Annotated in this window: 21 protein-coding genes; 15 read left to right on the top strand and 6 right to left on the bottom strand. The window is 72.6% G+C overall.

Annotation, left to right across the window (positions count from 1 at the left end):
• The first annotated feature begins 49 nt into the window (after nt 1-49).
• A complete protein-coding gene (gene folC / locus ACZ43H_RS12570) occupies nt 50-1426 on the top strand; it encodes a bifunctional tetrahydrofolate synthase/dihydrofolate synthase (protein ID WP_464583213.1) in 1377 nt (458 codons plus the stop codon).
• Nucleotides 1423-1797 (top strand): DUF4233 domain-containing protein, encoded by a 375-nt coding sequence (locus ACZ43H_RS12565; protein WP_464583211.1) that lies wholly within the window; start codon nt 1423-1425, stop codon nt 1795-1797. Before folC ends, ACZ43H_RS12565 begins: the two co-directional genes overlap by 4 nt.
• A 172-nt stretch (nt 1798-1969) precedes the next feature.
• Here the strand turns inward: ACZ43H_RS12565 and ACZ43H_RS12560 are convergent, their stop codons facing one another.
• Entirely contained in the window at nt 1970-2452 is a 483-nt protein-coding gene (locus tag ACZ43H_RS12560; RefSeq protein ID WP_464583209.1) for an N-acetyltransferase family protein, read from the bottom strand.
• Between the two features lie 197 nt (nt 2453-2649).
• Nucleotides 2650-3987, bottom strand: a complete 1338-nt coding sequence (locus ACZ43H_RS12555; protein WP_464583207.1) for an aminotransferase-like domain-containing protein — start codon at nt 3985-3987, stop codon at nt 2650-2652.
• A 70-nt stretch (nt 3988-4057) separates the two neighbouring features.
• Between ACZ43H_RS12555 and ACZ43H_RS12550 the strand changes: the two genes are divergently transcribed.
• The 8 genes from ACZ43H_RS12550 (at nt 4058) to rodA (ending at nt 11805) form a co-directional block, all read left to right on the top strand.
• The gene (locus tag ACZ43H_RS12550; protein WP_464583205.1) at nt 4058-4762 is read left to right on the top strand and encodes a pyridoxamine 5'-phosphate oxidase family protein; all 705 of its coding nucleotides are present in this window, start codon (nt 4058-4060) and stop codon (nt 4760-4762) included.
• 10 nt (nt 4763-4772) lie between these two features.
• The gene (gene ndk, locus ACZ43H_RS12545) at nt 4773-5180 is read left to right on the top strand and encodes a nucleoside-diphosphate kinase (RefSeq protein WP_464583203.1); all 408 of its coding nucleotides are present in this window, start codon (nt 4773-4775) and stop codon (nt 5178-5180) included.
• Nucleotides 5181-5280: 100 nt separating this feature from the next.
• Nucleotides 5281-5787: a hypothetical protein gene (locus ACZ43H_RS12540; RefSeq protein WP_464583201.1), complete on the top strand. Its 507-nt coding sequence runs from the start codon at nt 5281-5283 to the stop codon at nt 5785-5787.
• Between the two features lie 170 nt (nt 5788-5957).
• Entirely contained in the window at nt 5958-6986 is a 1029-nt protein-coding gene (locus ACZ43H_RS12535) for a rod shape-determining protein (protein ID WP_246355397.1), read from the top strand.
• Entirely contained in the window at nt 6986-7966 is a 981-nt protein-coding gene (gene mreC / locus ACZ43H_RS12530) for a rod shape-determining protein MreC (RefSeq protein WP_464583199.1), read from the top strand. Before ACZ43H_RS12535 ends, mreC begins: the two co-directional genes overlap by 1 nt.
• Nucleotides 7963-8472 carry a rod shape-determining protein MreD gene (gene mreD / locus ACZ43H_RS12525; RefSeq protein ID WP_464583197.1) on the top strand — a complete coding sequence of 170 codons (510 nt, stop codon included), beginning with the start codon at nt 7963-7965 and terminating at the stop codon, nt 8470-8472. Before mreC ends, mreD begins: the two co-directional genes overlap by 4 nt.
• Nucleotides 8472-10607 (top strand): penicillin-binding protein 2, encoded by a 2136-nt coding sequence (gene mrdA, locus ACZ43H_RS12520; RefSeq protein WP_464583195.1) that lies wholly within the window; start codon nt 8472-8474, stop codon nt 10605-10607. Before mreD ends, mrdA begins: the two co-directional genes overlap by 1 nt.
• A 1-nt stretch (nt 10608) precedes the next feature.
• Complete coding sequence (gene rodA / locus ACZ43H_RS12515; protein ID WP_464583193.1) at nt 10609-11805, top strand: rod shape-determining protein RodA; 1197 nt, start codon at nt 10609-10611, stop codon at nt 11803-11805.
• 6 nt (nt 11806-11811) lie between these two features.
• Here the strand turns inward: rodA and ACZ43H_RS12510 are convergent, their stop codons facing one another.
• Nucleotides 11812-12927, bottom strand: coding sequence for a calcium:cation antiporter (locus tag ACZ43H_RS12510; RefSeq protein ID WP_464583191.1), 1116 nt, complete (start codon nt 12925-12927; stop codon nt 11812-11814).
• Between the two features lie 77 nt (nt 12928-13004).
• Here ACZ43H_RS12510 and ACZ43H_RS12505 point away from each other — a divergent pair, with 77 nt between their 5' ends.
• The 3 genes from ACZ43H_RS12505 to ACZ43H_RS12495 are packed head-to-tail and all read left to right on the top strand — an operon-like array spanning nt 13005 to nt 15125.
• A complete protein-coding gene (locus tag ACZ43H_RS12505) occupies nt 13005-13982 on the top strand; it encodes a phosphotransferase family protein (protein WP_464583189.1) in 978 nt (325 codons plus the stop codon).
• On the top strand, nt 13982-14899 hold the full coding sequence (locus ACZ43H_RS12500) for a TIGR03086 family metal-binding protein (protein WP_464583187.1): 918 nt from the start codon (nt 13982-13984) through the stop codon (nt 14897-14899). Before ACZ43H_RS12505 ends, ACZ43H_RS12500 begins: the two co-directional genes overlap by 1 nt.
• A 52-nt stretch (nt 14900-14951) precedes the next feature.
• On the top strand, nt 14952-15125 hold the full coding sequence (locus ACZ43H_RS12495; RefSeq protein ID WP_464583185.1) for a hypothetical protein: 174 nt from the start codon (nt 14952-14954) through the stop codon (nt 15123-15125).
• On the opposite strand, the gene ACZ43H_RS12490 is transcribed toward ACZ43H_RS12495, so the two are convergent.
• Both ACZ43H_RS12490 and ACZ43H_RS12485 read right to left on the bottom strand, forming a co-directional pair.
• The gene (locus tag ACZ43H_RS12490; protein WP_464590809.1) at nt 15095-16354 is read right to left on the bottom strand and encodes an amidohydrolase family protein; all 1260 of its coding nucleotides are present in this window, start codon (nt 16352-16354) and stop codon (nt 15095-15097) included. The genes ACZ43H_RS12495 and ACZ43H_RS12490 overlap by 31 nt on opposite strands.
• A gap of 2 nt (nt 16355-16356) precedes the next feature.
• The gene (locus ACZ43H_RS12485) at nt 16357-16833 is read right to left on the bottom strand and encodes a DUF4188 domain-containing protein (protein ID WP_464583183.1); all 477 of its coding nucleotides are present in this window, start codon (nt 16831-16833) and stop codon (nt 16357-16359) included.
• A gap of 169 nt (nt 16834-17002) precedes the next feature.
• Here ACZ43H_RS12485 and ACZ43H_RS12480 point away from each other — a divergent pair, with 169 nt between their 5' ends.
• Both ACZ43H_RS12480 and ACZ43H_RS12475 read left to right on the top strand, forming a co-directional pair.
• Nucleotides 17003-18952, top strand: a complete 1950-nt coding sequence (locus ACZ43H_RS12480) for a TIGR03960 family B12-binding radical SAM protein (protein ID WP_464590807.1) — start codon at nt 17003-17005, stop codon at nt 18950-18952.
• Nucleotides 18953-19021: 69 nt separating this feature from the next.
• Nucleotides 19022-19300 (top strand): pyrophosphohydrolase domain-containing protein, encoded by a 279-nt coding sequence (locus ACZ43H_RS12475; RefSeq protein WP_464583181.1) that lies wholly within the window; start codon nt 19022-19024, stop codon nt 19298-19300.
• Between the two features lie 33 nt (nt 19301-19333).
• On the opposite strand, the gene ACZ43H_RS12470 is transcribed toward ACZ43H_RS12475, so the two are convergent.
• On the bottom strand, nt 19334-20542 hold the full coding sequence (locus ACZ43H_RS12470) for an MFS transporter (protein WP_464583179.1): 1209 nt from the start codon (nt 20540-20542) through the stop codon (nt 19334-19336).
• Nucleotides 20543-20548: the final 6 nt, after the last annotated feature.

The raw sequence follows: 20548 nt of genomic DNA, 5'->3' as shown, positions 1-20548 counted from the left end.
CGCGCTCGGTTCGGGTCCCCGCCGGGCCCGCCTCTAGACTCGAGCCGAGATGAGTGAGACCCCCGCCGCCCCCCGCCTCGCCCAGACCTTCGAGGAGGTCGAGGACGCCCTGCTGTCGCGCTGGCCGGAGACCCGGCTCGAGCCGTCCCTGGACCGGATCCGTGCGTTCACCGAGCTGCTCGGCGACCCCCAGACGTCGTACCGGCTGATCCACCTGACCGGCACCAACGGCAAGACCTCGACCTCGCGGATGATCGACACCCTGCTGCGGGCGCTCGAGCTGCGGACCGGTCGCTTCACCAGCCCCCACGTCGAGCGGATGACCGAGCGGATCTCCATCGACGGCGAGCCCCTGACCGACGAGGAGTTCGTGCGCGCGTTCAACGACGTGGCGCCCTACACCCACCTCGTCGACGAGGACCAGGAGCACCCGCTGTCGTTCTTCGAGACCGTCGTCGGCATGGCGTACGCCGCGTTCGCCGACGCGCCCGTCGACGTCGCGGTCGTCGAGGTCGGCATGGGCGGCTCGTGGGACGCGACCAATGTCGCCGACGCCGACGTGGCCGTGGTGCTGCCGGTCGCGGTCGACCACGCGCAGTACCTCGGTGACTCGCCGCTGGCGATCGCCGAGGAGAAGGCCGGCATCATCAAGCCCGGCTCGATCGCGGTACTGGCCCAGCAGGAGCCCGAGGTGGCCGCCCTGCTGGTCGCCCGGGCCGCGGAGGTCGGGGCGACGGTGGCCCGCGAGGGCGTCGAGTTCGGCGTGGTGTCGCGGGTGCCGGCCGTCGGCGGGCAGGTCGTCTCGCTGCAGGGCCTGCGCGGCCGGTACGACGAGGTCTTCCTGCCGCTCTACGGCGCCCACCAGGCGCAGAACGCCGCCGTCGCGCTGGCGGCGGTCGAGGCGTTCGCGGGGGAGCAGCCGCTCGACGACGAGATCGTGCGGGCCGCCTTCGCCGAGGTCACCTCGCCCGGCCGCCTCGAGATCGTGCGGCGCAGCCCCACGGTGGTCCTCGACGCAGCCCACAACCCGCACGGCGCCGAGGCGCTGGCCGCCGCGCTGGACGACTCCTTCACGTTCTCGCCCCTGATCGGTGTGCTCGGCGTGATGTCCGACAAGGACCACGAGAGCCTGCTGGCGGCGCTCGAGCCGCACCTGGCCCACCTGATCTGCTCGCAGAACTCCACGTCGCGCTCGTTGCCGGCGGCCGAGCTCGCCGAGGCGGCGCGCAACGTGTTCGGCGAGGACCGGGTCTCCGTGGCGCCCCGCCTGGCCGACGCCATCGACCAGGCCGCAGCCCTCGCCGAGGCGGGCGAGGCGTTCGGTGACCCGCTCGGCTCGGGGGCGGTGCTGGTCACCGGGTCGGTCGTCACGGTCGGGGAGGCGCGCAGCCTGCTGGTCCCGCGCGGCAAGGAGGCCCGGGCGTGAGCGACGACCGCACCCGCTCGCCCCGCCGCGGCATGTGCGCGGCGGTCCTGAGCCTCGAGGCGATCACGCTCGGCCTGACGACCCCGGTGATGATCTCGGTCTCCGACGTCGCGACCGGGACGGCCCTCGCGGTCGGCCTGGGCCTGATGGTCGTCTGCCTGCTGCTCGCCGGCATGCTGCGCGCCCAGTGGGCCTACACCCTCGGCTGGGTCGTGCAGGTGGCCGCCATCGCGTTGGGGTTCGTGATCCCGCTGATGTTCTTCCTCGGCGCCGTCTTCGCGCTGCTGTGGGGCACGGCGTACCTCCTCGGCCGCAAGATCGAGCGGGAGCGCGCCGCGGCGTACGCCGCCTTCGACGCGCAGCAGGGCTGAGCGACCGCCGGCCGCGCCGGCTTCATAGCGGTGACGACGGCCCGGGCGCGGCCGCTCTCACCGGGTGCGTCCCATGAGAGGTTCCAGCACTGGCCGCCAGCCCCATGTTCCGGTAGGACATGCCGAACCCTCATGAGCGGCCGGAGATCCGGACGTTCACGTGCGCGGATGTTCAGCGCGTGGATCTACCGGAGACTTCTGTGTCCAAGGACATCGACGTGTAGCCGTCGACGGGCTCGAACCCGAAATCCCTGTACAAGGTGAAAGCTCCGATGTTGTCAGCCTCCGTGGTCAAGAAGACCCGTAGCGCCCCCTCGGCCGCAGCCGCATCCCGAACGCGGGCCAGGAGCGCACGACCGACGCCGCGGCGGCGGTGGCGATCCGCTACGTACAGGTCCCGGAGCTGCCAGAAGAGCCCGAGCCGCAAGGAAGCGGGGGTCGATGCGACGAGCGCCATGCCTCTGGGCTCGCCGTCGCGGTGTGCGAGGAATCCTCGGAGACCACCACTGGCAAGCTGAGATTTCAGCCAGTCCCGGACTTCAACCAAGTCTCCCGGCTGCCCGTAGTGTCGTCGGTAGCAGTCGAACAGGGCCACCAGGTCGGGCATCCATGGAGACGCAGTGTGGACCTCCGCGACCTCCAGTCCGGTGCTCATCTGAGAGAGGCTACAAGCCGACGACGCTGACACGGACCCGTCACGACGCACCTCGCGGCCGCGGTGACCCCACGGTCCGCCAGGACCAGCTCGAGCCGCCCGGTGACGCTCGTCGGTCAGGTCACTGGGGTACGACGTGCCGCACACCGCGCCGACCAAGCCGGCACGGCAGTCACCACCCCATGGGACACACCCAGTCAGCGCAGCGGCCGGGTGAGCGCCGCCAGCGCCCGGTCCAGCTGCTCGTCGGTGCAGCCGCCGAAGCCGACCACCAGGCCGGTCAGGTCCGAGGACCGGCAGTAGTCGGAGAGCAGGTTCACCCCGAAGCCGGCGACGCGGGCCGCGTCGCGGGCCCGCCGGGCGTCCGCGTCCGGCAGCAGCCACGTGGAGTACATCCCGGCCAGCGGACCGGCCAGCTCGGCGTACGGCGACAGCGCCGCGGCCACCCGGGGCGCCCGCTCGGCGTACACCCGGCGCGCCGTGCGCACCACCTTGTCGACGTAGCCCTCGCGCAGCAGCGACACGAAGGCCCGCTGCACCGGCCAGGGGGCCGCGTCGTGGGTGATGCGGCGGTGCGCGTTGATCTTCTCGAGCAGGTCGGGCGGGGGCACGAGCCAGCCCAGCCGCAGGCTGGGGGCGACCGCTTTCGAGGCGGTGCCGAGGTAGGCGACCCAGGTCCGGTCGAGGGTCGCCAGCGCGGGCACCGGTGCGACGTCGTACCGGAACTCCGAGTCGTAGTCGTCCTCCACGAGGACTGCCCCCGCCGCTCGGGCCGCGGCCAGCGCGGAGAGCCGGTCCGGCGCCGGCATCACTCGGCCGAGCGGGTGCTGGTGGGCGGGGGTGAGGTAGGCCGCGACCGTCCCGGTCAGGTCGGTGACGGGCTCGGTGGCCGGTAGGTCGACAACCGCCCGGTTGCCGCCGCGGACCGTCTCGACCGCGGCGCGGTAGCCGGGGTCCTCGAGTGCCACCGGGCCCGGTGGCAGCGCCGCCAGGACGTGGCGCAGCCCGTCGGTGGTGCCGTAGGTGACGACCAGCTCGTCGGGGTCGACGGCCAGGCCCCGGGTCCGGGCCAGGTGGGCGGCCAGCAGGGAGCGGAGCTCGGGGAGGCCGCGCGGGTCGTCGTACCCCCGTGGCGGCCGGACGGTGGAGACCTCGCGCCAGGCCCGGCGCCAGCCGGCCGCGTGGCGTGGGTCGATCCACGGCGTGCCAGCGTCCAGCCACACCAGGTCGGGAGCCGGGGGCGGGGTGCGACGCCGGGCCGGGACGGCGAGGCCCGGGCCACCGTCGGAGGCGACGAACGTCCCGGCCCCGCGGCGCGCCTCCAGCCAGCCCTCGGCGAGCAGCTGCTCGTAGGCCTGCTCGGTGACCGAGCGGGCGACCCCGAGCTCGGCGGCCAGCGCCCGGGTGCTGGGCAGCCGGTCCCCGCGGGAGAGCGTCCCGCCGACCACCAGCTCGCGGATCTGGCCGGAGAGCTGGACACCGAGGGGGAGGGTCCGCTCGCGGTCCAGGCGGACGGGCAGCGGGGTGTGGGCCACGGGAGTGTCCTGTTCGAATGGTTCCGGATTGGCCCGTGACGGCGGGCCACTGGTGGACGACCCTAGTGCCGTGACCACGACCTCGCCCAGCGCGCCCTCCCCGTCCCCGCTCTCGCCCACCCCCCGCACGACCGTCTCGCGCGGTCGCAACCGCGTGGTCACCGACCGCGCCCGCCTGCACGACCTCCTCGCCGACGCGCTGGTCGCGCACGTCGGCGTCACCCTGGGTGGGCACCCGGTGGTGCTGCCGTCGGCCTACGCCGTGGACCCGGACGGCCCCGACCGGGACGGGACCCTCTACCTCCACGGGTCCGTGGCCGCGGGCTGGCTGCGCGGGGCCACGGACGCCACCGTCTGCGTCACCGTCACCCAGCTCGACGGCCTGGTCGCCGGCCGCTCGGCCTTCCACCACTCGATGAACTACCGCTCGGCAGTGGTGATCGGGCCGGCCCGCGTCGTGGAGGACGCGGCGGAGAAGGAACGGGCGCTGGCCCTGATCGTCGACCACATGGTCCCGGGTCGGTCGGCGACCCTGCGGGCCAACACCCGCAAGGAGCTGGCCGCGACCGCGGTGCTCGCGGTGCCCCTGCACGAGGCGTCGCTCAAGGCACGCGACGGTGGGCCCGTGGACGAGCCCGGCGACGTCGCCGCGGGTGTCTGGGGTGGCCACGTGCCGCTGCGGCTGGTCGCCGGGCCCCCGGTGCCGGACGCCGACTCGACGGGGGCGGTGCCCGGCGACGTGGTCGCCCGGGCGCGTGACCTGGCCGCTCGGTAGGGTGCCGCCCATGACGCAGCGCACCCTCGTCCTCCTCAAGCCCGACACCGTCCGCCGCGGGCTGGTGGGGGAGGTCATCTCCCGTTTCGAGGCCAAGGGCCTCACCATCGTCGCGATGGAGCACCGCACCATCGACGCCGCCAAGGCCGACGAGCACTACGCCGAGCACGTCGAGCGCGACTTCTACCCGCCGCTGCGCACGTTCGTCACCAGCGGCCCCCTGGTGGCCATGGTCCTCGAGGGGGACGAGGCCATCGAGGTCGTGCGCGCGCTGAACGGCGCCACCGACGGTCGCAAGGCGGCTCCCGGCACGATCCGCGGCGACCTCTCGCTGTCCAACCGCGAGAACCTCGTGCACGGCTCCGACAGCACGGAGTCGGCCGAGCGCGAGATCAAGATCTGGTTCCCCGGGCTCTGACCCACGCGACAGCCCCGGCCCGAGGTGCCGGGGCTGTCTGCTGGCACACAGCCGGTGGACGCCGGGTTTCCCCGCCGGCGTGCGGGGCAGGCTGCACGACATGCAGCCGCCACCGCCCAGCGCGTCCCGTCCGGACCGGGCCGACGCTGCCCGGCCTCGAGGTGGCAGCCATCTCGTGGCGGTGCCCGACGCGGCGGACCACGACGGCGAGCCGGAGCTCGCCGACGACGGCACGCTGGTGGCGACGCTCGGCCGCGTCTCCACCAGTGCGGACCTCCACTGCTCCCGCGCGGTCGGCACCGTCGCCGAGTGCGACCCACGGTTCCGTCCCGGCCCCGAGGACGGGACGGTGGTGGCCACGGCCCGGCACGCCGCCGAGGTCTCCGAGGACCTCGCGCCCCTGGACCGGCTGGCCGCCCAGCTCGCCGAGGACGGTTGGCACCAGCGCCACCTGGCCGGCGAGGACGCCGGGCGGATGGTCGCCGAGCGGGACGACCTGCACCTGACGGCGTCGTACGCCCCCGCCACCGGCGCCTTCCTCCTCGAGGTCGTCTCGGCGCCGCTCGCCGTCGGCGCCGCGCGCGCCCGGCGGCTCGTGTCCGGCTGACCGCCCACCTGCCCCGGGCGGGCGTGTGATCCCGTCCTTTGCCGTCCCGACTCGCGTGTCCTGCCGGGGTTGGAGCCGTCGCGCTCTTACCCTCGATCCGGGTCGTCACATTCGCACCTGACGTCCCATCTTCCCCAGGAGCACTAGCGAGCTTGCGAGGCATCACGGCAATGGCGAACAGCTTCATCGGCCGGGACATGGCCGTTGACCTCGGCACCGCCAACACGCTCGTCTACGTGCGGGGCAAGGGCGTCCTGCTCGACGAGCCCAGCGTGGTCGCGCTCAACGCGACCACCGGCGAGATCCTCGCCGTCGGTCACGAGGCCAAGCGGATGATCGGCCGGACGCCCGACAACATCACGGCCATCCGGCCGCTCAAGGACGGCGTCATCGCCGACTTCGAGGCGACCGAGCAGATGCTGCGGTTCTTCATCCAGCAGGTGCACCGGCGGCGTTACTTCGCCAAGCCGCGGATGGTCATCTGCGTGCCCAGCGGCATCACCGCCGTCGAGCAGCGTGCGGTCAAGGAGGCCGGCTACCAGGCCGGTGCCCGACGGGTCTACATCGTCGAGGAGCCGATGGCGGCCGCGATCGGCGCCGGGCTCCCGGTCCACCAGGCGACCGGCAACATGGTCGTCGACGTCGGCGGCGGCACCACCGAGGTTGCCGTCATCTCCCTCGGCGGCATCGTCACCTCGCTCTCGATCCGGACGGCCGGCGACGACCTCGACCAGGCGATCGTCGCGTGGATGAAGAAGGAGTACTCCCTCATGCTCGGCGAGCGCACCGCCGAGGAGGTCAAGATGACCCTCGGGTCGGCGTTCCCGCTGCCCGACGAGCCGGAGGCCGAGATCCGCGGCCGGGACATGGTCTCGGGGCTGCCCCGGACCGTCGTGGTCTCCAGCGCCGAGGTCCGGCAGGCGCTCGAGGAGCCCCTGCACGCCATCGTCGACGCGGTGCGCGCGACCCTCGACCAGACGCCGCCCGAGCTGGCCGGCGACATCATGGACCGCGGCATCGTGCTCACCGGTGGCGGCGCGCTGCTGCGCGGCCTCGACGAGCGGCTGCGCCACGAGACCGGCATGCCGGTCCACGTCGCCGAGGACCCGCTCACCTCCGTCGCCCACGGGGCCGGCAAGTGCGTCGAGGAGTTCGAGGCGCTCCAGCAGGTCCTGGTCTCCGACCCTCGGCGGTACTGATGGGTCTCGACATGCTCGACCGTGGGGCGGGGAAGCTCGACCCGCGGGGCCGGTCCCGCGCGCCGCGTGAGCGTCGCTGGAGCTCGTCGGGGCAGCTCGACGAGCGGTCCCGGCCCTCGCGCTCGCTGCTGGTGGCGCTGGTGCTCGCCAGCCTGACGCTGATCACGCTCGACTACCGCGGCGGCGACGACTCGCCCGTGGAGTCGGCCCGCCGTGCGGTCGGTGAGGTCTTCGGCCCCGTCGAGACCGGCACCGCGGTCGCGATCCGGCCCTTCACCGCCGTCCCGGACTACTTCCGCTCCCGCAGCGACCTCAACCACGACGTCGCCCGGCTGGAGGCGGAGAACTCCCGCCTGCGGTCCCAGGCCGCCACCGAGGACTACGACCGCAACCGGCTCCAGGAGTACGACGGCCTGACCGCCGCCGCCAAGGACCTCGGCTACGCCCTGGTCCCGGCCCGGGTCGTCGCGCTCGGCCCGGCCCAGTCCTTCTCCGACACGGTCACGATCGACGCCGGGTCGAACGCCGGGCTGCGTCCGGACATGACGGTCGTCAACAACGACGGCCTGGTCGGGCGCGTGCTGCGCGTCACCCGCACGACCGCGACCGTCCTGCTGGTCGTCGACACCGACTCGGTCGTCGGCGGTCGGGTCGGCACGAGCATGGAGGTGGGCTTCCTCCACGGCCGCGGCGTCATCGGCGACGGCGGCCGCCTCGACCTCGAGCTGCTCGACGAGTCCGAGGTGCCGGCCAGGGACGACACGGTGGTGACCTGGGGCAGCGAGGACGGGGCGCCGTACGTCTCCGGGGTCCCGGTCGGACGGGTCACCAGCGTCTACAGCAGCGTGCGGGAGACCACCCAGCGCGCCGTCATCGAGCCGTACGTCGACTTCGGCTCGCTCGACCTCGTCGGAGTCGTCGTGCCGTCCGGCACGACCAGCGACCGGGCCGTGATCGAGGCAGACGGGAGTCTCCAGTGAGCCTGCTCCGTGGCCTCGTGGCCGCCCTCGCCGTCGCCGTGGCGCTGGTGCTGCAGGTGACGGTCTTCCCGCACCTGGCCTGGCAGGGGATCGTGCCCAACCTGTGCCTGCTCGTCGTCGTCGGCGCCGCCCTCACCCGCGGGCCGCAGTTCGCCGCCGTGCTGGGCTTCCTCGCCGGGGTCGTGCTCGACCTGGCGCCGCCGGCCGACCACGTGGCCGGCCGCTGGGCGCTGGCCCTGGTGATCGTCGGCTACGTCGCCGGCCGGGTCCGCCAGGACGTCCGGCCCACGGCCACCGCCGTGGTCGCCACCGTCGCCGCGTCGTCCTTCGTCGGCACCTCCGTCTTCGCGATCAGCGGTCTCGTGCTGCGCGACCCGGCGCTGGCCGTTCCCGACCTGCTCCAGGTGATCCTGGTGGCGGTCGCCTGGGACGTGCTGCTCACGCCGTTCGTGCTGCCGCTGGTGATGCGGATGTTCCACCGGCTCGAGCCGGCGCGGACGGCGTGATGGCGCCGAGCTCCTCCGGCCGGTTGTCGGCCACCGCGACCACGAAGAGCAGGCTGCGGCTGCTCGTCATCCAGGCGCTGGTGTTCTCGCTGTTCGTCACGCTCTTCGCGCGGCTCTACTACCTGCAGGTCGTCGGCGGGGAGGAGTACCACGCCCAGGCCGCCTCGCAGTCGGTGCGCGAGGTCGTGGTCCAGCCCCAGCGCGGCCTGATCGTGGACGACATGGGCCGGCCGTTGGTCGCGAACCGGACCTCGTGGGTGGTCTCGGTCGACCGCAGCATGCTGGACAAGATGTCGAAGGAGCAGCGCCACAAGCTGATCGACCGGTTGGCGCAGGTCCTGGACGGCAGCCCGGCGATGATCCACAAGCGCCTGGTCACCTGCGGCGACGCCGGCAGCGTGACCGGGGTGTGCTGGAACGGCTCGCCGTACCAGCCGGTGCCGGTCGCCTCCGACGTCACCCAGGCGACCGCGCTGCGCATCCTCGAGCAGCCCGAGGACTACCCGTCGGTCCTCGCCGAGCAGCAGAGCGTGCGTGCCTACCCGCGTCCCTTCGGCGTCAACCTCGCCCACGTGCTCGGCTACCTCAGCCCGATCACCGAGGAGGAGTACGACAAGGCGCAGGAGGACGGCGACCGCTCCGTCAACGGCGCCTCCTCGGTCGGCCGCGCCGGCGTCGAGAAGGAGTACGACGCGTGGCTGCGCGGGATGCCCGGCTACAAGCGGGTGGCCGTGGACTCGATGGGCCGCGTCCTCGGTGACGACAGCGAGGTCGAGGGCCAGCCGGGGGACACCCTCGTCACCTCGATCGACGCGAAGGTGCAGGGCGTCGTCGAGAAGCAGCTGGCCGAGACGATCCAGCTCGCGCGCAAGACCTACGACCCGGTCACGCACACGAACTACAAGGCGGACTCCGGCGCGGTCGTGGTCATGGAGGCCAAGACGGGCCGGATCGTCTCGATGGCCAGCCAGCCGACGTACGACCCCTCGGTCTGGGTCGGTGGCATCACCAAGAAGCAGCTCGCGCACCTGTACTCCGACGCGGCCGGCACGCCGCTGCTCGGCCGGGCGACCCAGGGGCAGTTCGCGCCCGGCTCGACCTGGAAGCCGATCATGACCGTCGGCGCCCTCAACAACGGTTTCTCGCCGTCCACCCGGCTCGACTGCTCCGGTGGCCTCCAGGTCGGCAACCGCTGGTTCAAGAACTACGAGTCGGCGTCCTACGGGATGATCGGCTTCGACCGGGCGCTGCAGCTCTCGTGCGACACGTTCTTCTACCGCGTCGGCCTGCACTACTGGAACAAGTACGGCTCGGACCCGCAGGACGTGGACGCCAAGGACCCGCTGGTCCAGGAGGCGAAGAACTTCGGGTTCGGCAGCGAGACCGGGGTCGACCTGCCCGGCGAGGCCAGCGGCCGGATCGCCGACCGGCACTGGAAGCTGGCGTACTGGAAGTCCATGAAGGGCTACTACTGCACGATGGACCGCAAGCAGAACGCGCCCAGCTCGTTCCTGCGGGTCTTCGCCCACGAGTTCTGCCTCGAGGGCAGCTACTACCGCGCCGGCGACGCGGTGAACTACTCGATCGGCCAGGGCGACACGATCGTCACGCCGCTCCAGCTGGCCCGTGCCTACTCGGCGCTGTCCAACGGCGGCACCCTCTACGAGCCCCGGATCGCGAAGGCGATCGTCAGCGCCGACGGCAAGGTCCTCAAGCGGATCAGGCCGAAGGCGACCGGCAAGGTCGACGCCTCCGCCTCGAGCATCCGCTACGTCAACCAGGCGCTGCTGGGCACCCCCAAGGTCGGCACCCTGGCCTGGAAGTTCATCGACTTCCCGCTCGACAAGGTCCACATCCGCGGCAAGACCGGCTCGGCCGAGGTCTACGGCAAGCAGTCGACCTCGTGGGTGGCGACCTTCGACGAGAACTACGTCGTGATCATGATGGTCAGCCAGGCCGGCACCGGCTCGGGCACCTCGGGCCCGGCGGTCCGCAAGATCTGGGAGACCCTCTACGGCGTCGACGGGATGGACGTGAACCCGAAGAAGGCCGCGATCCCCGGCACGGTCCCGCCCGCGGACCTGCCCACGTTCATGAAGGACGGCTCGATCCTGCCGCCCGCACGGGAGGACTGACATGCCGCTCGCCCCCAGCCCCCGCCCGGCGCGAACCACCCTGCGCGCCCCCGGGCTCGACTGGATCCTGATGCTGGCCGTGCTGGCCCTGGTCACCCTCGGCAGCCTGCTCGTCTGGTCGGCCACCTCGCACCGGGAGGACCTCACCCTCGGCGACCCCACGGCGTACCTGAAGAAGCAGCTGGTCAACGTCGCCATCGGCCTGGTGCTGCTGGTGATCGTGATGGCGACCGACCACCGCTGGGTGCGCATCGTGGCGCCGCTGGTCTACCTCGCCTCCATCGCGGGGCTGGCGCTGGTCCTCACCATGGGCTCGACCATCAACGGCTCCCGCTCGTGGCTGCAGCTGGGCGGGATGTCCATCCAGCCCTCGGAGTTCGCCAAGCTCGCCGTCGTGATCGGCATGGCCCTGCTCGTCGCCGAGCGCGCCGAGGGCAAGTGGCAGAACCAGGTCGGCACCACCGAGGTGGTCGCGATGCTGCTCATCGCCGGGCTGCCCGCGTCGCTGATCATGCTGCAGCCCGACCTCGGCACCATGCTGGTGCTGTCCGCGACGGTGTTCGGCGTGCTGGCCACCTCGGGTGCGCCGCGTCGCTGGCTCGCGCTGCTCGGCGCCGGAGGTGGGACCGCGGCGGCCGCAGCCGTGGCCGCGGGCTTCCTCAAGCAGTACCAGGTCGATCGGTTCATGGCGTTCACCAACCCCGACCTCGACCCGCGCGGCGCGGGCTACAACACCGAGCAGGCCCGGATCGCGGTGGGCAACGGAGGCCTGTTCGGCCAGGGCCTCTTCGACGGCTCCCAGACCCGGGCCGGGTTCGTGCCCGAGCAGCACACCGACTTCATCTTCACCGTCGCCGGCGAGGAGCTCGGCCTGGTCGGCGCGGGCGTCCTGATCGCCCTGCTGGCCATCGTGATCTGGCGGGCCCTGGCGATCGCCCGGCACACCGACGACGTGTTCGGTCGGGTGGCCGCCGCGGGCATCGCCTGCTGGTTCGGGTTCCAGGCGTTCCAGAACGTCGGCATGTGCCTGGGCATCATGCCGGTCACCGGCGTCCCGCTGCCGTTCGTGTCGTACGGCGGCAGCTCGATGTTCGCCGGCATGCTCGCGATCGGGCTGCTGCAGAACATCCACCTGCGCTCGACCGCGTCGCTGCCGACCCGCTACGTGATGCCGGTGCGGGTGCTCGCCTCCCGCTGAGCGTTCTCAGGGCTGCACGGACAGGAACAGGTACGCCGCGAGCAGCACCAGGTGCACGCCACCGTTGAGGGGCTTGGCGCGGCCGGGCACGACGGTCAGGACGCTGACCACCACGGAGATCGCCAGCAGCACGATCTGCATGGGGTCCAGACCGAGGGACAGCGGCCCGTCCAGCCAGATGCTGGCCGCGGCGATGGTCGGGATGGTCAGGCCGATCGAGGCCATCGCCGAGCCGTAGGCCAGGTTGAGGCTGACCTGCACGTCGTCGCGGGCGGCGGCACGGACCGCCGCGATGGACTCGGGCAGCAGCACGAGCAGGGCGATCACGACACCGACGACGGCCGCGGGGAAGCCGACCGCGGCCACCCCGTCCTCGATGGCCGGCGACTCCACCTTCGCCAGGCCGACCACCGCGACCAGCGACACGACCAGCAGGCCGAGGCTGGTCAGCGCCTCGCGGTCGGTCGGGGGATCGGCGTGACCGTCACCGTCGGCGTCCACCGGTCCCCGCCCGGACTCGACGGGCAGGAAGAAGTCGCGGTGCCGGACGGTCTGGGTGAACACGAACAGCGCGTAGAGCGCGAGCGAGGCGACGGCGGCGAACGCCAGCTGGGACGAGGAGAACTCGGGCCCCGGCTCGCTGGTCGTGAACCGCGGCAGGACGAGCGTCACGGACGCCAGCGTGATCACGGTGGCCAGGGCCGATCCGGTGCCCTCGGGGTTGAAGACGGCGAGGTGGTGGCGCAGCGCGCCGACGACGAGCACCAGCCCCACGATCCCGTTGACCGAGATCATCACCGCCGCGAAGACGGTGTCGCGGGCCAGACCGGAGGTGTCCTTGTCGCCGCTCACCATGAGCGTGACGATCAGCGCGACCTCGATCACCGTGACCGCGACGGCCAGGAGCAGGGACCCGAAGGGCTCGCCCACCCGGTGCGCCACGACCTCGGCGTGGTGCACCGCGGCCAGCACCGAGCCGATGAGGAACACGGCCACGCCTGCGATGAGGAGCGCGCCGGGCGCACCGTGCGGGTGCCGGCCCCAGGACGCCACGAGCACCAGCGCGCCCAGGATCGGGACGAACACCGTCCAGTGGAAACGTCCGGACGTCGTCGCGCTCATGACGCACACCCTAGGGAGACAGACCTAGCCCGGGTGGGCCATGGTGCGCGACGCAGGACCGGTGCCACCGTGAAGACGTGGCGCCTGCAGAGCTGTTGCGCGACGTCGTGGAGCGTCGCGCGTTCTCGGGCCATGAAGGGAAGTCGGGGGCCGGACTCGAGCGGGTCCGGCTCGCGGACGGTCGTGCCCTCGTCGTCAAGCGGGTGGTGCCCGGAGCGGACTTCACACTCGAGCTGACCGGGGGAGGACCCGGTCGCGAGTACCTCCTGTGGCGCTCCGGCGTGCTGGACCGGCTGCCGGACGGGGTCGGCCACGCCGTGGTGGACGCGTGGCTGGAGGGGGAGGTCACCGTCGTGGTGATGCGGGACCTCGGCGACACCGTCCTCACGTGGGAGGACCGGCTCTCCCGTGCACGGGCCACCTGGGTCGTGGAGCGGCTGGCCGCGCTGCACCGGACCTTCCTGGGGGACGCACCTCCCGGTCTGGCCCCGCTCGACCTCGTGCTCGGCCTGTTCGCGCCCGCGCGGGTCGCTCCGCTGGCCGGGGCGGGCAGCGAGCTGATGTCGCTCGTGCTGCGCGGCTGGGAGCTCTTCGCCGAGCTGGTGCCGGGCGACGTGGCCGACCCGGTGCTCTCGCTGCTCGACGACGTCGCGCCCCTCACCGGGGCGCTCGCCGCCGGTCCGGTGACGCTGGCGCACGGGGACGTGGCCACGGTCAACATGGCCGTCGAGGGCGGGCGGCTGGTGCTGCTGGACTGGGCGATGCCGACGGCGGCTCCCGGCACCCTCGACGTCGCCCGGTTCCTCGCCGGCTGCTCACAGGTCCTCGACGCGACCCGCGAGGAGCTGCTGGCGGCGTACCGGCGCGCGGCCGGCCCGGCGTACGACGAGCGGTCGATGCAGCTCTCGCTCCTCACCGGCCTGCTCTGGCTGGGGTGGAACAAGGCGCTGGACACGGCCGAGCACCCGGACCCGGCGGTCCGGGACCGAGAGCGGGCGGACCTGCAGTGGTGGGTCCGCGCGGCACGCAGCACGTTCGAGAGCGGAGGACCCTGATGGATCTCAACACCCTGTACGCCCGCACCGTCGAGGGCTGGGCAGAACGCGTCAACGCGGTCCCGGCCGACCGCTGGGACGACCCGACCCCGTGCCGGGACTGGACGGTGCGCGACCTGGTCAACCACGTCTGCGGCGAGGACCTGTGGACCGCGCCGCTGGTGGAGGGGAGCACCATCGCGGAGGTGGGGGACCGGTTCGACGGCGACCTGCTCGGCGCGGACCCGATCCGCAGTGCGCTCGACGCGGCGCGCGAGGCGACCCGCGCCGTCGCCGGGTCGCTGCCCTCGGGCGGCACCGTTCACCTGTCCTACGGCGAGGAGAACCTGGACGAGTACGTCCACCAGCTCGCTGCCGACCACCTGATCCACGGCTGGGACCTCGCGGTGGCGACCGGTGGTGACCCGCGGCTCGACCCGGCTCTGGTGCACGAGGTGGCGGCCTGGTTCGCGGAGCGCGAGGAGATGTACCGGGCCGCGGGCGTCGTGGGCCCGCGCGCTTCGTCGAACGGGGACGCGCAGGGGGACCTGCTGGCCGGCGCGGGCCGGGACGCCGGCTGGGGACCCAACCACGCAGCCCTGGCCCGGTTCTCGACGGCGTTCGGCAGCGGCGACGTGGACGCCATCATGGCGCTGATGAGCGACGACTGCGTGTTCGAGGCGACCGGTCCGGCACCGGACGGGCAACGGCACGTCGGCGCCGCGGCCGTGCGCGGCGTGTGGGACGAGCTCTTCGGGCAGACCGGGCAACCAGCCTTCACGGAGGAGGAGGCCTTCGTGTGCGGGGACCGCGGCGTGCTGCGGTGGCGGTTCGACTGGGTGGACGAGCAGGGCGGGCCGGGCCACGTGCGCGGCGTCGACGTGCTGCGCCTGCGCGACGGCAAGGTCTGCGAGAAGCTCTCCTACGTCAAGGGGTGAGGCGTGCCGGACCGCGCGGACCCACGTGTTCGGCGCGTGTTTGGATGGACGCATGACCGAGCCCCACAGCTCCCCGCACAGCATCGACCCGGCCATCACCGAGGCGGTCCAGGGCGTCTCGAACCGGTTCGGCGTCACCGGCCTCGAAGAGCTCATCGCTGCGGCGACCGAGGAGCTGGCGCGGGCCCGGGCCGCCTACGCCGAGCTGTCGCCGGACACGGACTGACCGCCGGCGGCGGACGGCCAGGTCCGGGGAGGGACCGGGACTCCGCGCACCCACACCGCAGTGGGTCTTCCCAGGGCCGACGGGTCCTCGCGCAGGTCGCCGGTCACCACCAGCAGGTCGGCAGCCAGCCCGACGCGCAGTGACCCGGTGACCTCGCCGAGCCCGCACTCCCGTGCGGCCACGCCGGTTGCGGCGGCCAGGGCCTCCTCCACCGGGTAGCCGCCGTCCACGAGATCGACGACCACGAGCCACAGGTTGCCGTGCGCCTTCGGCGGCGAGACACCCGCGTCCACGCCCGCGACCATGGTGACTCCGTGCCGCCGGATGGCCGCGAGCGCGGTGAGCCGGCGGTCCCGCACCTGGTCGAGCCGGAGGCCGAGGCGGTCGAGCATCTCCCGGATGCCCGGGGGCGGGACACCCATGGCGGCCATCACCGTCTGGTCGTTGCCCAAGGTGAGGTCGACGGCCACCCCGTGCGCGGCCACCTCGGCCAACAAGTCCTCGGGGATGACCGCGCGGTTCTCGGCCAGGCAGCTGAAGTGCTCGATGCCGTCGACCCCGGCGCGGAGCGCCTGCCAGGCGCCGGCCAGTGAGTGCGCGTGCGCGAGCACCGGCATCCCGGCTGCGTGCGACTGCTCGACGAGCAGGCGCAGCTCGTCGTCGGTGAACTGCACCCCGAACGGGTCGGTGCCCGGCGTCGTCATGCCGCCGGACGCCATCACCTTGACCACGTCGACGCCGCGGCGCTCCCGCTCGGCCACCGCGGCACGGATCCGGTCCGGCCCGGTGACCGCGCCGCCGAGGTAGTGGCAGTGCCCCTCGGCGGTGGTGATCGGGGGCCCGGCGGCGACGATGCGCGGCTCGCCGGGCCTCGCGGCCTCCCGGTGGGGGAGCGTGCAGAAGGCGGCGTCGCCGAGGTCCCGGACCGTGGTCACGCCCGCAGCGGCCTGCTGGGCGAGCGACCGGCGGACCAGCGCGTCGAGCGCGTCGGTGGGGAGGGCGCCGGCTCGCTCCAGCCCGCCGATCGTGGCGTCCGCGACCAGGTGCACGTGGGCGTCCACCAGGCCCGGCAACAGGGTGCCGTCGTACGTCGTCACCGCGACGTCATGGGGCACCTCGAACGCAAGGGGCTCCACACCGGCGATGCGGCCACCGTCGACGAGGACGGTGGCCCCCTCCCCGCGGAACCGCTCCCCGTCGTACGCGACCTCGGCCCGGACGGCGTGCACGGTCAACCGGTGAGCCGCTTGAGCCGGCCGCGCGCCGAGGAGTCCTCCTTGAGCGAGACCAGGCGCGCGGCCTTGCCGAGGCCGTGCGGGGGCATGTTGCCGTAGACGGCTTCGTACTCTCCGGCGCGGACCAGGAACGTCTCGTGCCAGATCCCCGAGCGGGGGTCCTTCCCGACCCGGCGCCAGTAGTTGCGCCACGCGGGCACGTGCGGCGCGTCCTCGTCACGCGCGAACCGCTCGAGATCCTCGAACGAGCGCCAGTACTGCACGTTCATCGTCAGGCCGTAGGTCTCGTAGCCGAGCAGGCCCTTCTCGGGGTGCTGCGTCAGGTGCTTGAGCATGTACGGCATCCCGCGCATCCCGCCGAGGTCCCGCAGCGTCCGCACCGGGTGGCGCGGGTCGAGCCGCGCCCCGATCAGGAACACCACGAAGTCACCGTCGATGCCGGCCGACCAGCGGCCCTGCCTCACGTCCGCCATCTCGTGATCGTCCCTCGCGGGAGGAGTGCTCGGCAATGGCCCATTCGGATGTGCGGGAGTTGGGCGCGCGCCGGGCGGGCGACGTACCCTAGACCGTTCCCCGATCGCTGAGAGGTACTCCGTGTCTGCCGCACCGCTCGACCAGCTCGACCGACGCGAGGGCGAGAGCATCTTCGACCGCCTCGAACCCCGCCTGTCCTCGGTCTCCAAGCCGATCCAGTACGTCGGCGGCGAGCTGAACTCCACGATCAAGGAGTGGGACTGCGCGCCCGAGGGTGACACCGTCCGCTGGGCGCTGATGTATCCCGACGCCTACGAGGTCGGCCTGCCCAACCAGGGCGTCCAGATCCTGTACGAGGTGCTCAACGAGCGCGACTGGATCGTCGCCGAGCGCACCTACGCGGTGTGGCCGGACATGGAGAAGGTCATGCGCACCGGCGACCAGCGCGGGCCCATCCCGCAGTTCACCGTCGACGCCCACCGCCCGGTGCGCGACTTCGACGTGTTCGGCCTGAGCTTCTCGACCGAGCTCGGTTACACCAACATGCTCAACGCCCTCGACCTGGCCGGCATCCCGCTGCACGCGGTCGACCGCGCCGAGGACGACCCGATCGTGCTGGCCGGCGGACACGCAGCGTTCAACCCCGAGCCGATCGCGGACTTCCTCGACGCGGCGGTCCTCGGTGACGGCGAGGAGGTCGTGCTCGCGATCTCCGAGGTCGTGCGCGAGTGGAAGGGCGAGGGTCGCCCCGGAGATCGGGACGAGCTGCTGCGCCGGCTCGCGGTCAGCGGCGGCGTCTACGTCCCGAAGTTCTACGACGTGACCTACGGCGACGACGGGTCCATCGAGGCCGTCGTGCCCAACCGCCCGGGCATCCCGTTCCGCGTCCGCAAGCACACCCTGATGGACCTCGACGCCTGGCCCTACCCGGCCAAGCCGCTGGTGCCGCTGGCCGAGACCGTCCACGAGCGCTTCTCGGTCGAGATCTTCCGCGGCTGCACCCGCGGCTGCCGCTTCTGCCAGGCCGGCATGATCACCCGCCCGGTCCGCGAGCGCTCGATCGAGACCATCGGCAACATGGTCGAGAACGGCATCCGCAAGTCCGGCTTCGAGGAGGTCGGCCTGCTCTCGCTCTCCTCTGCCGACCACACCGAGATCGGCGACGTGGCCAAGGGCCTTGCCGACCGCTACGAGGGCTCGAACGTCTCGCTCTCGCTGCCCTCGACCCGCGTCGACGCCTTCAACATCACGCTGGCCAACGAGTTCTCCCGCAACGGTCGCCGCTCGGGCCTCACGTTCGCGCCCGAGGGCGGCTCGGAGCGGATGCGCAAGGTGATCAACAAGATGGTCACCGAGGAGGACCTGATCCGCACCGTCGCCACGGCGTACTCCCACGGCTGGCGGCAGGTGAAGCTCTACTTCATGGTCGGGCTGCCGACCGAGACCGACGAGGACGTGCTCCAGGTCGCCGAGCTCGCCAAGAAGGTGATCGCCAAGGGCCGCGAGGTGTCCGGGCGCAACGACATCCGCTGCACCGTCTCCATCGGTGGCTTCGTGCCCAAGCCGCACACGCCGTTCCAGTGGGCCGCGCAGCTCGACCACGAGACGACCGACGCCCGGCTGAAGAAGCTGCGCGACACGGTGCGCGAGGACAAGAAGTTCGGCCGCGCGATCGGTTTCCGCTACCACGACGGCAAGCCCGGCACCATCGAGGGCCTGCTCTCGCGCGGCGACCGCCGGGTGGGCCGGATCATCGAGCAGGTGTGGCGCGACGGCGGCCGCTTCGACGGCTGGAGCGAGCACTTCTCCTACGACCGCTGGATCGAGTCGGGCGCCACCGCACTGGCCGGGACCGGCGTGGACCTCGACTGGTTCACCACCCGTGAGCGGGAGTACGACGAGGTCCTGCCCTGGGACCACCTCGACTCCGGGCTCGACAAGGACTGGCTGTGGGCCGACTGGGAGGACGCGCTCGCCGTGGCCGACGGCAGCTCCGACGTCGAGGTCGAGGACTGCCGCTGGACGCCGTGCTACGACTGCGGCGTGTGTCCTGAGATGAACACCGAGATCCAGATCGGGCCCACCGGCCGGCAGCTCCTGCCGCTGTCCGTGGTCTGACGCCTGTGCTCGCCCGCGGTCCGGGGGCGCCGACCGGACCAGCAGCGGCCCGCCGGTAGTCTGCCGGCCGTGCCGTCGGTCCATGCGCTGCTCCATGACTACCTGTCGGCCCGCGGGCTCACGATCACGGACAGCCACAACGCCCGGAAGGTCGCCGAGGAGGCGATCGAGCTGGTCGAGGCCTGCAGCCGGGACATGCCGCGCCGCGACGAGGTGATGCACGAGCTCGCCGACGTGGTCCTCGCCGCGACGGTCCTCGCCGAGCACCACGGATTCACCGTCGAGGAGGCGATCAGGGCGAAGATCGCGCTGGACACCGGACGTGAGGGTCTCGCGTCCCGGCCCTGAGCTGCGCAGGGCGCAGAGCTTGCTCGTGCGGGGTCAGACCGACTGAGGCTCCCCGTCGCGGGTCCGCAGCTGGTCCTCGACGTACGCCGGCCGCGCGACGTACATCCCGACCGCGACCTGGGGGACGGTCAGCGCCGTGAGCATCACCAGCGGCCAGGTCCAGCCCCCGGTGGCGTCGTGCAGCACACCGACGCCGAACGGGCCGATCGCGGCCATCAGGTAGCCCATCGACTGGGTGAAGCCGGACAGCGCCGCGGTGCCCTGGGGGGTGCGGGACCGCAGCCCGATGAGCACCAGCACGATCGGGAAGGTCACCGCGCCGACGCCCACCAGCAGTGCCCACGGGATGGCGAGGGAGTGCGGCGCGAGCATCAGCCCGATGTAGCCCACCGGGTAGCAGAGCATCACCCCGAGCAGGATCCAGCGCTGGTCGTCGCGCCGCGCCACCGCCGCCGGGGCCCACAGCGAGAGGGGGATCGACACGGCGGCGATCAGCCCGACCAGCGCGCCCGCCTGGGTGGCGGTGAAGTCGTTGTCGCGCCACAGCTGGGCGAACCAGCCGAACACGGCGTACGCCTGCAGCGACTGGAGCCCGAAGAACAGGGCCATCGCCAGGCCGAGACGGGTCCGGGCGACGTCACCGAAGCGGATCGTGGTGGGCGTCCGGTCCAGTGCCTTGTCGTGCGTGACGAGGCCCAGCCACGGGACGGCGGCGACGAGCGCGACGAACGCCCAGGTGCCGAGCCCGCTGCGCCACCCGTCGTACGCGTCGGAGATCGGGACCGTGAGCACCAGCGCCCCGGTGAGCCCGATCGAGAGCGCCGTCGTGTAGATCGCGGTGACGGGGCCGACCTTGTCGGGGAAGTGCAGCTTGACCAGCGAGGGCAGCAGCACGTTGGCCATCGCCATGCCGCCGAGCGCCAGCATCGAGAGGAGCAGGAAGACCGGCTCGCTGCTGGTCAGCGCCCGGCCGAGCAGGCCGGCCGCGACGACGAGGAGGGCCACCAGGGTGACCCGGTGGACGCCGGCGACGCGGGCGGCGGCCGGAGCGAGGGCGCCGAAGAGTGCGAACGCGAGCACCGGGAGGGAGGTGAGCAGACCGGCCGCCGTGCCCGACATGCCGAGGCCGTCGCGGACCTCGGCGAGCACCGGACCCACGCTGACCGCCGCCGGGCGGAGGTTGAGTGACAACAGGACCAGGCCGAGGAGGACCAGGAGGGAGGCGCGGCGGGAGGCGGTCACTGGATC

Source organism: Nocardioides sp. DN36 (assembly GCF_055380375.1).
This window is presented reverse-complemented; position numbering and strand designations above follow the sequence as displayed.